At 72.8% G+C, this 13639-nt stretch carries 14 protein-coding genes; 10 read left to right on the forward strand and 4 right to left on the reverse strand.

Going from position 1 to position 13639, the window contains the following annotated elements; all coding sequences use genetic code 11:
• Positions 1–47: 47 nt before the first annotated feature.
• Positions 48–2201, forward strand: coding sequence for an endo-beta-N-acetylglucosaminidase (locus ACFWU6_RS08970; protein WP_383979634.1), 2154 nt, complete (start codon positions 48–50; stop codon positions 2199–2201).
• A 67-nt stretch (positions 2202–2268) separates the two neighbouring features.
• Here ACFWU6_RS08970 and ACFWU6_RS08975 read toward each other — a convergent pair whose 3' ends face one another.
• On the reverse strand, positions 2269–3681 hold the full coding sequence (locus ACFWU6_RS08975; RefSeq protein WP_383810672.1) for an ATP-binding protein: 1413 nt from the start codon (positions 3679–3681) through the stop codon (positions 2269–2271).
• Between the two features lie 12 nt (positions 3682–3693).
• Positions 3694–4398, reverse strand: a complete 705-nt coding sequence (locus tag ACFWU6_RS08980; RefSeq protein WP_383810674.1) for a response regulator transcription factor — start codon at positions 4396–4398, stop codon at positions 3694–3696.
• 274 nt (positions 4399–4672) lie between these two features.
• On the opposite strand from ACFWU6_RS08980, the gene ACFWU6_RS08985 reads away from it, so the two are divergent.
• From ACFWU6_RS08985 to ACFWU6_RS09020, 8 genes are all read left to right on the forward strand, one after another.
• Positions 4673–5458 carry an amino acid ABC transporter ATP-binding protein gene (locus ACFWU6_RS08985; RefSeq protein WP_383810677.1) on the forward strand — a complete coding sequence of 262 codons (786 nt, stop codon included), beginning with the start codon at positions 4673–4675 and terminating at the stop codon, positions 5456–5458.
• A gap of 119 nt (positions 5459–5577) precedes the next feature.
• Entirely contained in the window at positions 5578–6405 is an 828-nt protein-coding gene (locus ACFWU6_RS08990) for a glutamate ABC transporter substrate-binding protein (protein ID WP_383810680.1), read from the forward strand.
• Between the two features lie 62 nt (positions 6406–6467).
• Positions 6468–7163, forward strand: a complete 696-nt coding sequence (locus ACFWU6_RS08995) for an amino acid ABC transporter permease (protein WP_383979658.1) — start codon at positions 6468–6470, stop codon at positions 7161–7163.
• Complete coding sequence (locus ACFWU6_RS09000) at positions 7160–8050, forward strand: amino acid ABC transporter permease (protein ID WP_383979637.1); 891 nt, start codon at positions 7160–7162, stop codon at positions 8048–8050. Before ACFWU6_RS08995 ends, ACFWU6_RS09000 begins: the two co-directional genes overlap by 4 nt.
• Before the next feature lie 188 nt (positions 8051–8238).
• On the forward strand, positions 8239–9822 hold the full coding sequence (locus tag ACFWU6_RS09005; RefSeq protein ID WP_383979640.1) for an FAD-dependent oxidoreductase: 1584 nt from the start codon (positions 8239–8241) through the stop codon (positions 9820–9822).
• A gap of 32 nt (positions 9823–9854) precedes the next feature.
• Positions 9855–9941, forward strand: a complete 87-nt coding sequence (locus ACFWU6_RS09010) for a putative leader peptide (protein WP_311318651.1) — start codon at positions 9855–9857, stop codon at positions 9939–9941.
• Positions 9942–10016: 75 nt separating this feature from the next.
• Positions 10017–10646, forward strand: a complete 630-nt coding sequence (locus tag ACFWU6_RS09015; protein ID WP_383979643.1) for a cysteine dioxygenase — start codon at positions 10017–10019, stop codon at positions 10644–10646.
• The gene (locus tag ACFWU6_RS09020) at positions 10637–11032 is read left to right on the forward strand and encodes a rhodanese-like domain-containing protein (RefSeq protein ID WP_383979661.1); all 396 of its coding nucleotides are present in this window, start codon (positions 10637–10639) and stop codon (positions 11030–11032) included. The genes ACFWU6_RS09015 and ACFWU6_RS09020 overlap by 10 nt, the downstream gene beginning before the upstream one ends.
• Positions 11033–11153: 121 nt before the next feature.
• Here ACFWU6_RS09020 and recX read toward each other — a convergent pair whose 3' ends face one another.
• Positions 11154–11720 (reverse strand): recombination regulator RecX, encoded by a 567-nt coding sequence (gene recX, locus ACFWU6_RS09025; protein WP_383810693.1) that lies wholly within the window; start codon positions 11718–11720, stop codon positions 11154–11156.
• A 3-nt stretch (positions 11721–11723) separates the two neighbouring features.
• Positions 11724–12842 carry a recombinase RecA gene (gene recA, locus ACFWU6_RS09030; RefSeq protein ID WP_383810696.1) on the reverse strand — a complete coding sequence of 373 codons (1119 nt, stop codon included), beginning with the start codon at positions 12840–12842 and terminating at the stop codon, positions 11724–11726.
• A gap of 210 nt (positions 12843–13052) precedes the next feature.
• Here recA and ACFWU6_RS09035 point away from each other — a divergent pair, with 210 nt between their 5' ends.
• Positions 13053–13430, forward strand: coding sequence for a VOC family protein (locus ACFWU6_RS09035; RefSeq protein ID WP_383810699.1), 378 nt, complete (start codon positions 13053–13055; stop codon positions 13428–13430).
• Positions 13431–13639: the final 209 nt, after the last annotated feature.

Genomic DNA, 13639 nt, shown 5'->3' on the forward strand with positions numbered 1-13639 from the left:
CGAGCCCGGGGCCGTCCACCCGCCCGACCCCTCCGGAGGAGCCCCGCATGTCCGAGACCGGCGACCGCCTCGACCCCCGCACCGGCACCGCCCGCCCGTTCCCGCGCCCCACCCGGCGCGGGCTGCTCGCCGCCGGGGCCGGCGCCGGGGCCGCCGCGCTGCTGGGTACGCCCGTCCCGGCCGGTGCGGCGTCCGCCCGAGCCGGGGCGCCGAGCGGCACTCCGGTGCCGGACGACCTGGCCCCGTACGCCTCCTACTGGTTCCCGGACTCCGTCCCCCCGGGCTCCCCCGGTCCGGGCGTCGTCTGGCGCTCGCTCAAGCGGTGGGCCCCGGAGAGCGACCCCGACCTGCCGCACAACACCTCCAGCGTCCCGCTGGCCCCGCGCTTCACCCCGGTCCCGCCCCATCCGGGCGCCCGCGCCGGACAGGCCCGGATCTCCGCCCTCGTCTCCTTCGGCCCCACCGCCCGGAACCCCTCCCAGGGCTCCGCCACCGCCGACCACTACGCGCCCACCCACTGGGCGTACCTCGACGAGCTGGTCTTCTGGGGCGGCTCAGCCGGCGAGGGGATCGTGCTCGCCCCCAACGCGCCCGTGACCGACGCCGCCCACCGCAACGGCGTCCGCGTCCTGGGCAACGTCTTCCTGCCGCCCGTGGCGTACGGCGGCGACCTCCGCTGGACGCGGGAGCTCGTCCAGCGGGATTCCCACGGCCGCTTCCCCCTCGCCGGGCAGCTGGTCCGCGTCGCGGTCGCCCACGGCTTCGACGGATGGTTCGTCAATGCCGAGACCGACGGCGGCGACAGCGGACTCGCCGTGCGGATGCGGGAGTTCCTGCGCGCGCTGCGCGCGGCGGGCGAGCCGCACGGGCTGCGCACCACCTGGTACGACGCCATGAACAACACCGGCAGGGTCGGCTGGCAGGGCGCCCTGAACGGGCTCAACCAGGAGTTCTTCGAGGACCGCCGGGGCCCGGTCGCGGACTCGGTGTTCGTGGACTTCCGCTGGACCGCGCAGACGCTGGCCTCCTCGGGCGCGCTGGCGGAGCGGCTGGGCCGCAGCCGCCACGAGCTCTGGGCGGGTGTCGACGTGGAGTCCGACGGCTGGAACACCGAGGCCCGGTGGGACGCGATCGTCCCGCGCGACCGCGACCACGTCGTCAGCTACGGCCTCTACCGGCCCGAGTGGACGCGCAACCACCTCGCCGACCGCTCCCCCGGCGCCTTCCACCGCGCCGACGACCGGTTCTGGACGGGTGAGTCCCTCGACCCCTCCCGCCCCGCGCCCGACGCGTCCTGGCGGGCCCCCGCCACGGTCGTCGCCGACCGGTCGACGGTCTCCGCGCTGCCGTTCGCCTGCGCCTTCAACACCGGCCACGGGGAGCGCTGGTACGAGGCGGGCGAGGCCGTGTCCGACACCCCGTGGAACCACCTCGGACTCCAGGACCGCCTCCCGGGCCGCCGCTGGGTCGTCCGCACCACCGGCGAACGCCCCACCGTGGGACTGGACTTCTCGCGCGCCTGGCGCGGCGGCTCCAGCCTGCTGGTCGCGGGGCGGCTCACCGCCCCGGCCGCGGTCGGGCTGCACTCCACCCGGCTGCCGCTGACCCGCTCCACCGTGCTGGAGCTGGTGCACGCCACCGAGGCGGGCGGCCCGGTCACGGTGGAGGTCGGCGTGGCCGTCCGCGAGGCGGCGGCCCCCGGGGCGCCGGTCCCGTACACCTGGCTGTCGGCCGGTCCGCCCGGCACCGGGCGGGGCTGGCACACGGCGCGGGTCGGGCTCGCGCCGCTGGCGGGCAGGACGGCGTACGGACTGGCCGTACGGATCAGCGCCCCCGGGGGCGCCCCGGCCGTTTGGCGGCTCGGCGCGCTGTCGGTGCGCGACGGCTCCGCCGACCGGCGGCCGGCCCCGCCCTCCGCGCTCACCGTGGACGCCTCTGCGGTGCAGGACGGCCGCGCCTCGGTCCGGCTGTCCTGGCGCCGGGGGGCCGGCGCCGTCCGCCACCACGAGGTGTCCCGCGTCCTGCCGGACGGCGCCCGCCGCTTCCTCGGCGGCACCTGCGGAACGGCCCTCCACCTCCCGGCCGTCCCGCGCGCCGGCCGGGAGCGGGCGGTCGTGTTCGAGGTGCGGGCGGTGGACGAGCTGTACGCGGTGTCCGCCCCGGCCCGCACCCGCCTGGCCTGGGGGGCCGCCGTCCGCTGAGCCGTCTGCGGCCACCCCCCGCTGAGCCGTCTGCGGCCACCCCCTCACGGGCGCCGGCGGGCGCGCCTCAGGGCGTGTGGGGCTCGGTGCGGGGCACGGAGACCGTCACCCGCAGTCCGTGCGGGGGGTTCTTCTCGTACGTCAGGGTGCCGCCGCCCGCGGCGAGCAGCGTGCGGGAGATCGACAGTCCGAGCCCGGAGCCCTTGACGTTCTGGTGCCTGCCGCTGCGCCAGAAGCGGTCGCCGACGCGCTGCATCTCGTCCTCGGTCAGCCCCGGCCCCCGGTCGGCGACGACCACGCGGACGGTGCGTCCGACGGCGGCGACGGACACCTCGACCTCCTCGTCGGCGGGGGTGAACTTGAGGGCGTTGTCGATGACGGCGTCGAGCGCGCTGGACAGGGCGATGGGGTCGGCCCAGCCGGTGACGGCGGACCGCCCCGTCGCGGTGAGCCGTACGCCCTTCTCCTCGGCGTACGGCCGCCAGGAGGCGACCCGCTCCTCGGCGAGCGCCCCGATGTCGGTGAGGCTGAGCACGGCGGAGGCGTGTTCGGCGAGCGCCAGGTCGAGCAGGTCGTCCAGGACCTGCGTCAGGCGCTTGCCCTCGGTGCGCACGGAGGCGATCTCCTCGTTGCCCTCGGGCAGCTCCAGGGCCAGCAGCTCGATCCGCAGGAGCAGTGCGGCGAGCGGGTTGCGCAACTGGTGGGAGGCGTCCGCGACGAACGCCCGCTGCTGCTCCAGCGCCTCTTCGACGTTGTCGGCCATCTCGTTGAAGGAACGGGCCAGGCGCTGCAGTTCCGGCGGCCCGCCGGCGGCCACGACCCGGGAGTTCATCCGTCCGGTGGCGATGCCGTGGGCGGCCGCGTCCAGGGTCTGTACGGGCTTGAGCACCCAGCTGGTGAGGCGCAGCGCGGCGCCGAATGCCACGAGCATGGCGGCGGCGAGCCCGCCGGCGATGAACAGCCACCCCCGCAGGATGCGGGCGCGCATCAGGTCGGTCGGCGATTGGGTGGCGACGACGGCGACGACGTCCCCGTCGAGGACCACCGGGGAGGCGACGAGGATCGTGCCGCGGGTCTGCCAGGGCCACACCTGCGCGGGGTCGTGGCTGCGCCGCCCGGCGAGCGCCGCCTTGAAGGCGGTCCTTCCCTCGCCCGACTCGGGGAGCTGCCACCAACCGGGGGCCCGGACCATGGCGTTGTCGTCGCGGTAGAAGATGCCGACGCGGATGCCGTACAGCTGCTCGTAGCGGGCGAGCTCCTCCTGGAGGGTCGCGCGGCGCTCGTCGGCTCCGGAGGAGCCGGAGCCCTCGGCGTCGATGACGAACTGGGCGAGGGCGGCGAAGCGGGCGCTGTCGTCGATCCGGTCGACGACCACCTTCTGCTGCTGCCCGGCGGCCAGGCTCACGGCCAGCGGGAAGCCGAGGGCGAGCAGCGTGCCCGCCATCAGGACGACGAGCAGCGGGAGCAGCCGGGTGCGCACGCCGGTGGCCCGCTAGGGGGCGGCCGGGGCGACGAGCCGGTAGCCCACGCCCCTGACGGTCTCGATGAGGGCGGGCATGCGCAGTTTGGAGCGCAGCGAGGCGACGTGCACCTCCAGGGTGCGCCCGGTCCCCTCCCAGCTGGTGCGCCACACCTCGCTGATGATCTGTTCGCGGCGGAAGACGACTCCGGGCCGCTGCGCGAGCAGGGCCAGCAGGTCGAACTCCTTGCGGGTGAGGGGCACGTCGGCGCCGTCGACGCTGACGCGGCGGGTGGGCAGCTCGATGCTGACGGAGCCGAAGCGGACCAGGGCGGGCGTGCCCGTCCCGGTGGCGGCGGCCTCCTCGGAGGCCCCGGTGCGCCGGGCCACGGCGTGGATGCGGGCGAGGAGCTCGCCGGTGTCGTAGGGCTTGGTGACGTAGTCGTCGGCGCCCATGTTCAGGCCGTGGATGCGCGAGCGGACGTCGGCCCGCGCGGTCACCATGATCACGGGGGTGGCGGTGCGCTTGCGGATCTTGCCGCAGACCTCGTACCCGTCCTGGTCGGGGAGGCCCAGGTCGAGCAGGACCACGCCGAAGGGCGGGGCTCCGGCGGGCAGCAGCGCCTGCAGGGCCTCTTCGCCGTTGCGGGCGTGGGTGACCCGGAAGCCGTGCCGGGCGAGGATCGCGGACAGGGCGGCGGCGACGTGGTCGTCGTCCTCGACGAGCAGCAGTCTCATGCCGTCCCCCTCTCCTTCTCGTGTTCTTCGGCTTCCGTACGCATGGCCACCCTGCATCCACGCCGATGCGGAGTCCCACGTCAAGGGGGTTCCGGCCCGGCGCGCCTACCGTTACGCACCCGGTACGCTCACACGGGCGCCGTGCGGGCCGCGCGCACGGAGCGTATCCGGGCGAGGCCGGATCGTTATGCTCAATTCTCCCTCAGATGTGCTGACGATGTGCGCACCACGTCACTACTGTCCTCCCAACCGAGGAGGACGGAGCAAGAAGCCGATGAGCGGAGTATCAGTGACCAAGGACGTACAGGACGCGGCCGGTGCCGCGGACGACCTGGTCGTACTGAGCAACGTCAACAAGCACTTCGGCGCGCTGCACGTGCTTCAGGACATCGATCTGAGCATTGCCCGCGGTGAGGTCGTCGTCGTGATCGGTCCTTCGGGATCGGGCAAGTCCACGCTGTGCCGGACCATCAACCGCCTGGAGACGATCGACTCGGGCACCATCACGCTCGACGGGAAGCCGCTGCCCGCGGAGGGCAAGGAGCTGGCCCGGCTGCGTGCCGACGTCGGCATGGTGTTCCAGTCGTTCAACCTCTTCGCGCACAAGACGGTGCTGGAGAACGTCATGCTGGGCCAGCTCAAGGTCCGCAAGACCGACCAGAAGGCCGCCCGCGAGAAGGCCGTGTCCCTGCTGGACCGGGTGGGCGTCGGATCGCAGGCCGACAAGTACCCGGCGCAGCTCTCGGGCGGCCAGCAGCAGCGCGTGGCGATCGCCCGCGCGCTGGCGATGGACCCGAAGGTGATGCTGTTCGACGAGCCGACCTCGGCGCTCGACCCGGAGATGATCAACGAGGTGCTGGAGGTCATGCAGCAGCTCGCCCGGGAGGGGATGACGATGGTGGTGGTGACGCACGAGATGGGCTTCGCCCGCTCCGCGGCCAACCGCGTGGTCTTCATGGCCGACGGAAAGATCGTCGAAGAGGCCGCGCCCGAGCAGTTCTTCAGCAACCCGCGCAGCGACCGCGCCAAGGACTTCCTGTCGAAGATCCTGCACCACTGACGGTTCGGTCTGGTAGTCATCCGGTGACGGATCACCGCTCGGCCCCTGCGGCCCGGCGGTGTCCGTCCCGCACGCGTCGCTTCGTCGTTCAACTACGTCTCATCCGAGGGAAGTTCACCATGAAGATCTCCAAGGTCGCTTCGGCCGCGGCCGTTGCCGTCGCCCTCGCCCTGACCGCGACCGCCTGTGGCGGCGGCTCCGGTTCCGGCGACGGCAAGGACAAGGTCGTCATCGGCATCAAGTTCGACCAGCCGGGTGTGGGCCTCAAGACCCCCGACGGCAAGTACACGGGCTTCGACGTGGACGTCGCGACCTACGTGGCCAAGGAGCTCGGCTACAAGCCGGAGCAGATCGAGTGGAAGCAGGCGGTCAGCGCCGAGCGCGAGAACCTGATCGCGAACGGCGACGTCAAGTTCGTCGTCGCGAGCTACTCGATCAACGACAAGCGCAAGGAGAAGGTCGACTTCGCCGGCCCGTACCTCCTCGCGCACCAGGACCTGCTGGTCCGCGCCGACGACTCGACCATCACCAAGGCCGAGGACCTGAACAAGAAGAAGCTCTGCTCGGTCACCGGCTCGACCTCGGCGCAGAACGTCAAGACCAAGCTGGCCCCCGAGGCCGACCTGCTGGAGCAGGGCGGCTACTCCGAGTGCCTGACCGGCCTTGAGAACAAGAAGCTCGACGCTCTCACCACGGACAACTCGATCCTGGCGGGCTACGCCTCGCAGGAGGCCAACAAGGGCAAGTTCAAGCTGGTCGGGCTCAGCCTGAGCAACGAGAACTACGGCATCGGTCTGAAGAAGGGCGACAAGGAGCTCCAGACCAAGATCAACGCCGCGCTCAAGAAGATGGTCTCGGACGGCGCCTGGGACGAGGCCGTGAAGAAGAACTTCGGCCCGGCCGGCTACAAGAACGAGCCGGCCCCGCAGATCACCGAAGGCAGCTGATTCACCGGTGAGGTGCCCCCCCGCCCCCCTGTCACGGGCGGCCGCGCCCCCCACCCGCCCTGCTGGGGAGAGGCGAGGGCCACCGGGTCGATTTTCTTGATTCCGGGCAGTACGACGTGCTCGGAGCCTTCTGGGTGACGGTTCAGCTCACCCTCTACTCGGCGGTCGGGTCCCTCATATGGGGCACCGTCCTGGCCGGGATGCGGGTCAGTCCGGTCCCGCTGCTGCGGGGCTTCGGCACCGCCTACGTCAACCTCGTGCGCAACACGCCGCTGACCGTGCTGATCATCGGCTGCTCGCTGGGCCTCAACCAAACCCTCGGCATCGAGCTGGGCGGCGGAACCTTCAAGGAGATCGGCTTCAAGCTCGCGATCCTCGGGCTCGTCGCCTACACCGGCACCTTCGTCTGCGAGGCCCTGCGCTCGGGCATCAACACCGTACCGGTGGGCCAGGCCGAGGCGGCCCGCGCCCTGGGACTGAGCTTCTTCCAGGTACTCACCCTGATCGTGCTCCCCCAGGCCTTCCGGGCGGTCGTGGCACCGCTCGCCAACGTACTGATCGCGCTCACCAAGAACACCACGGTGGCGGCGACCATCGGTGTGGCCGAAGCGGCCCTGCTGATGAAGGAAATGGTCGAGAACGAGGCCGACGCGCTGTTCGCCGTCTTCGGCGTCTTCGCCCTCGGCTTCGTCCTGCTGACCCTGCCCACCGGCCTGCTCCTGGGCTGGGTGGCCAAGCGAGTGGCGGTGAAGCGATGACCTCGGTGCTCTACGACGCCCCGGGCCCCCGGGCCAAGGCCCGCAACTGGATCTACAGCGGTATCTTCGTCGTCCTGTTCGGACTGGTCGCGTGGTGGGTGCTCGCGCTCATGGGCGAGAAGGGCCAGCTCGACGCGGACAAGTGGACGCCGTTCGTCACCGACAGCCAGGTCTGGACCACGTATCTGATCCCCGGCCTGCTGGAGACCCTCAAGGCCGGTGTGATCGCCATGGTGATCGCGATCCCGCTGGGCGCCCTGCTGGGCATCGGGCGGCTCTCCGACCACGCGTGGGTGCGCGTCCCGGTCGGCGCGGTCGTCGAGTTCTTCCGCGCCATCCCGGTGCTGATGCTGATGCTGTTCGGCTCCGCGCTGTACGTGCAGTTCACCACCGTCCCCTCGGACGTCCGGCCGCTGTACGCGGTCATCACCGGCCTGGTGCTCTACAACGCGGCCGTCATCGCCGAGATCGTCCGGGCGGGCGTGCTGTCCCTGCCCTCCGGCCAGACGGACGCGGCCAAGGCCATCGGCATGCGCAAGGGCCAGACCATGGTCTACGTCCTGATCCCGCAGGCCGTCACCGCGATGCTGCCGGCCCTGGTCAGCCAGCTCGTGGTGATCCTCAAGGACACCGCGCTCGGCGGCTCGCTGCTGGGCCTGGCCGAACTGCTGTCGATGAACCGGCAGATCTCGGCCAACTACAGCAACACCATCGCGACGCTCGTCGTGATCGCCCTGATCTACATCGTGGTCAACTTCGGCCTCACCACCTTCGCCTCCTGGCTGGAGGGCCGGCTGCGGAAGTCGAAGAAGGGCACTGGCGCGGTGGTCGGCGCGGACGATGTGTCGGACATGGCCACCGGTGGCGGCGGGGGCGGCGGGGTCTGACCCCCTCCCGCTTCGGACCCCCCGGCGGGTCTGACGTACGGTCAGTCATAGCGCGTAGCCCGTGTGGTGCGGCGGAAGCTCTTCCGCCGCACCACACGGCGTTGTCGCGACCGGCGTCACTTGACGCGGGCACCTTCAGTGGGTTGCATACGTTCTGTGATCACATACCGGACATCGGGAGCCGCGCCATGGACCCGGTGATCGTCGTCGGCGCGGGGCCCGTAGGACTCTCCCTGTCCCTCGCCCTGGCCGGCCAGGGCGTGCCCACCGTCGTGCTCGACGAGGGGCCCGGCAAGGAGGAGCCCCGACCGGCCCGTACGGTCGTCCTGCACTCCGACACGGCGGCCATGGTGAACCGGCTGGGCTGCGCGACCCTGCGCGACGAGGGGGCGTACTTCGCCGCCTGGCGCACCGTGCGCCGCCGGCAGTCGCCCCGGCGGAGCACCTTCGACGACGGTCCCGCCCCCCTCCACCTGCCGCAGCACGCCCTCACCCGCGGGCTGCGGGACGCCGCCTCGGCGCATCCGCTCGTCCGGCTGGTCACCGAGAGCAGGCTCGACTCCGTCGAACAGGACGGCCACGGGATCACCGCGCACACCCGCGGCTCCGAGACCACGTGGTGGCGCGGGAGCCACCTGGTCGGCTGCGACGGTCCGCGCTCCACCGTGCGCAAGCTGCTCGGCATCCGCTTTCCGGGCCGCACGGCCGTGGAACGGCACGCGGTGGCCGCGCTGCGCACCGAACTGCCCTGGCCCGGCGAGGCGCTGCTGCACCGCAGTCCGCCGTCCGGGCCCGACGAGGTCACCGCCCGGCCGCTGCCGGACGGGGTGTGGCGGCTGGACTGGCTGCTCCCGCCGCGCGGCGGGCTGGTGACCCCCGACGCGCTGGTCACCCTCGTACGGGACACCCTCGCGGTGTGGTGCGGGGGGAGGACTCCCCCGTACGACCTGATCGACACGGGGGTCCACACGCTGCACCACCGGCTCGCCCGGCGGTGGCGCGACGGCCGGGCCTTCCTGGCCGGGGACGCCGCGCACCTGCTGGGGGCGCTCGGCACCCAGGGCGTGGAGGAGGGGCTCCGGGACGCCGAGAACCTGGCCTGGAAACTGTCCCTGGCCTGGCACCAGGGGGCGTCCGAGGCGCTGCTCGACAGCTACGAGGCCGAACGGCGCACCGCCGTCGCGGCCCGGCTGCGCGCGGCCGACCAGGCGATGGCGGTCCTGCGGGCCGGGGGCGGCCTGCGCACCTACCTCGCCGGAGCCACCCGGTCCGCCGAATCGCTGCTCACCGACGGCCACCTGGGCCGGGGCCCGCTGGGCGCGCAGCCCGCGTACGCCCCGCCCGTGGCCGTACGCGAGGTGCCGACGGCCACCGATCCGGGCGGTCCGGTGGCGAACGTGGCGGTGACCGCGCCGGACGGCTCCACCGTGCCGCTGCGCGACCTGCTGGGCGGCCGGCTGCTGGTGGTCCTGGTCGCACCGGGCACGGGGGTCTGGGACCGGCGGCACTGGCTCGGGGCCGGACTGATGCCCCGGCTCGCGGCCGCGGTGAGCGCCCTGCCCGTCCGCGCCGACCTCCTCGTCGCGGACAGCTATCCGGGTGCTCCGGCGCACACAGTGCTCCTCGTGCGGCCCGACGGGCACCTCGCGGCGACCTTCGCGGGAGTCCGCCCCGCCGAGCTGTACGAGGCGGCGGACACCGTCCGGGCGGGGGCCCCGGGCCCGGCTGCGCTGCCCGCTCCCTCCACCACGCCTACAGCCGTGATCGATTGACCCTCCCGCGGACTCGTGGTTCACTCGCGGACATGACCGGCAACGACGTACGCCTGTGGCGGAGGGTCCACATGGACCTGCTCCGCTACGCGGGCTGCGTGTGTCGCCCTTCCTGCTGATTCGCCTCTTCTCCGCGCGCCCCGTGCCGTCCCCGGCCGCGCGCACCTCCGCGAACCCCAGGAACGGTCTTCTCCATGTCTGCACCCACGCACGCCCCGGCGCCCGCTGCCGTCGCCCCACCGGCTGTCGCGCCCGCGCCGGTTGCCGCCTTCGGGCCGGTCGCCGTCCCCGCACCCGTCGCCGCCCCCGCGTCCGTCGCCGCACCGGCCGGCGGTCCCACGGCCCGGCAGCTCCTCGACTTCGCCCTCACGACCGCTGCCGACCCCCGCGTCGTCGCCTCCCTGCCGCTGGACCCGCAGGACCGCACCTGGGTTCGACTGGACGGGCCGGGCGGCAGCGAGGCCTGGCTGATCGGCTGGCCGCCGGGCACCGGCACGGGCTGGCACGACCACGCCGAGTCGCGGGGCGCCTTCGCCACCGCCCGCGGCCGGCTCACCGAGAACTCGCTGGCCGTGCGCCTGCCCTCGGAGGGCTGGAAATCCCTGGAGCTGGCCCCCGGCGTCGACCGTGAACGGCACGTGGAGGCGGGCGGCGGGCGGGCTTTCGGCGAGCACCACGTGCACGAGGTGCTGAACGAGTCCCCGACCGAGCACGCGGTCTCGGTCCATGCCTACTACCCGCCGCTGCCGCTGATCCGCCGCTACAGCCGGGACGGCCAGGTCCTCGGTCTGGAGCACGTCGAGCGCCCGGCGGACTGGCAGTGAGCGCCCCGGTCGGCATCGACGAGCTGCTGGAGCGGATCCGCGCGGGCTACACCCGTGTCGGCCCCGAGGAGGCCCACGCCGCCTGGCGCGCGGGAGCGGTGCTGGTGGACATCCGCTACCAGGCCCTGCGCGAGCGGGACGGCCTGATCCCGGGTGCGCTGGTGGTCGAGCGCAACGAACTGGAGTGGCGCCTGGACCCCCAGGGCAGCCACCGCGTCCCCGAGGCGACGGGCCACGACCTCCGGGTGGTGGTGATCTGCAACGAGGGCTACGCCTCCAGCCTCGCGGCGGCCTCGCTGCACGCCCTGGGCCTGCACCGCGCCACGGACCTGGCGGGGGGCTTCCAGGCCTGGAAGGCGGCCGGCCTCCCGGTCACCACTCTCTGACGCGCCCCGCTCCACAGGGAGGCACGCCCGGCGGGCCCGGCTCGCGCGACGGCGAGCCGCTACCTGACCTCGGCGGGGCCGCCCCCGGGGGTCACTCCCGCCCCCGGGCCGACGGGCGAGGTCACTGCCCCGGATACCCCGGCTCGTCGGCGTCCTCGCCCTCCGCCTCCAGCGCCCGGCGGACCACTCCCAGGGCCATGCCCTCCGGGTACCCCTTGCGGGCGAGCATCCCGGCGAGGCGCCGGATGCGCTTGTCACGGTCCAGTCCCCGCGTGGCGCGGAGCTTGCGCTCCACGAGCTCGCGGGCGGTCTGCTCCTCCTGCTCGGAGTCCAGCTGTTCCAGCGCCTCCTGCACGAGGGTGGTGTGCACCCCCTTGGTACGGAGCTCCTGGGCGAGCGCGCGGCGGGCCAGGCCCCGGCCGCGGTGCCGGGATTCGACCCAGGCTCCGGCGAAGGCGGCGTCGTCGATCAGGCCCACCTCCTCGTACCGGGAGAGGACCTGCTCGGACACCTCCTCGGGGATGCCCCGCTTCGCCAGGGCGTCCGCGAGCTGCCGCCGGGTGCGCGGCATCCCGGTGAGCAGACGCAGGCAGATCGCCCGCGCCTGCTCTTCGGGGCTCTGGGGCGGCAGTTCCTGACGGCCTTCACGGCCGCCGCGGCGCTCGCCGCCCCCTTCCTGCTCCCGCACGGGTCAGCTCTTGGCCACGGCGGCCTTGGCCGTCGTCTTGGCCTTCGTTGCCGGGGCGGGCACTGCGGCGGCGGCCGCGGAGTCGGCGGCGTCGGCTGCGGCGGCCTCGGGGGCGGCGGCGTCCTTGCGGATGCCCACGCCCAGCTTCTCCTTGATCTTCCGCTCGATCTCGTCGGAGAGGGCGGGGTTGTCGCAGAGGAACTTCCGCGCGTTCTCCTTGCCCTGGCCGAGCTGGTCGCCCTCGTACGTGTACCAGGCGCCGGCCTTGCGGACGAAGCCGTGCTCGACGCCCATGTCGATCAGGCCCCCCTCGCGGCTGATGCCGTGGCCGTAGAGGATGTCGAACTCGGCCTGCTTGAACGGCGGCGCGACCTTGTTCTTGACGACCTTGACGCGGGTGCGGTTGCCGACCGCGTCCGTGCCGTCCTTGAGGGTCTCGATGCGCCGGATGTCGAGGCGTACGGAGGCGTAGAACTTGAGCGCGCGGCCACCGGTGGTGGTCTCCGGCGAGCCGAACATCACGCCGATCTTCTCGCGGAGCTGGTTGATGAAGATCGCGGTGGTCTTGGACTGGTTGAGCGCACCGGTGATCTTCCGGAGCGCCTGGCTCATCAGGCGGGCCTGCAGACCCACGTGGGAGTCGCCCATCTCGCCCTCGATCTCGGCGCGCGGCACGAGGGCCGCCACGGAGTCGATGACGATCAGGTCGAGGGCGCCGGAGCGGACCAGCATGTCCACGATCTCCAGCGCCTGCTCACCGGTGTCGGGCTGCGACAGGATGAGGTTGTCGGTGTCCACGCCGAGCGCCTTGGCGTACTCGGGGTCGAGCGCGTGCTCGGCGTCCACGAAGGCGACGGTGCCGCCGGCCTTCTGCGCGTTGGCCACGGCGTGCAGGGTCAGGGTCGTCTTGCCGGAGGATTCCGGTCCGTAGACCTCGATCACGCGGCCGCGGGGCAGCCCGCCGACGCCGAGCGCGATGTCCAGCGCGGTCGACCCGGTGGGGATGACCTCGATGGGGTCGTTCGGCTTGTCGCCGAGGCGCATGACCGCACCCTTGCCGAATTGCCGTTCAATCTGTGCGAGAGCGGCGTCGAGGGCCTTCTCGCGGTCGGTGCCTGCCATGGGTTCCACCCGATTTGCTTGAGTCGATCGCTTCACGTCATTGACGCTAATGCCTGCCACTGACAACGCGCCTCCACGACCGGTTCGGCTGGGACAACCAATCAGAATGGATGTTCGATTTCCCTGTCAAGCGCGCCACGCGCGGCCTGCCCGCCGTCGCCCCCCGACACCCTCTGGCCTCGGTGAACGGCACGCGCCTATGGTGGACCGATGACGTCGATCAAGCAGTTCCAAGTCACCTTCGACTGCGCGGAGCCGGAGCGCGTCGCCCGCTTCTGGTGCGAGGTGTTGGGGTACGTCGTACCGCCGCAGAGCTCGGCGTCCGCCTGCGTCGACCCGTCGGGCGCGGGCCCGCGGCTGTACTTCCAGCGGGTTCCCGAGGGCAAGACCGTCAAGAACCGGGTCCACCTGGACGTGCGGGTGGGCACCGGGCTCGTGGGTGACGAGCGCCTCGCCGCACTGGAGGCCGAGTGCACACGGCTGGTCGCGCTCGGCGCGGTCCGCGTGCGACTGCTGGCCGCCGACGACGACAACGAGTCGTGCATCGTCATGCAGGACATCGAGGGCAACGAGTTCTGTCTCGACTGACCCGCCTCAACTGACCCGCCTCGGCCGAGGGGCGCCCGCGGCCGCGTCCGCAGCGGGCGGACTCCGGCGGCGTGGGCGTCCTTCGCCGCGGGCCGCGTCCCGCACCCGTGCGAGGGGCCCGGCCCGGGGCCCCGCCCCGCCGCGAACCGGGCCCGGGTTTGGGTACACCTCTGACGGGGGGGCCGGGTTGTGGGTTAATGAAAAAAAAC

This window comes from Streptomyces sp. NPDC058674 (assembly GCF_042716505.1).
Taxonomy (GTDB): Bacteria; Actinomycetota; Actinomycetes; order Streptomycetales; family Streptomycetaceae; genus Streptomyces.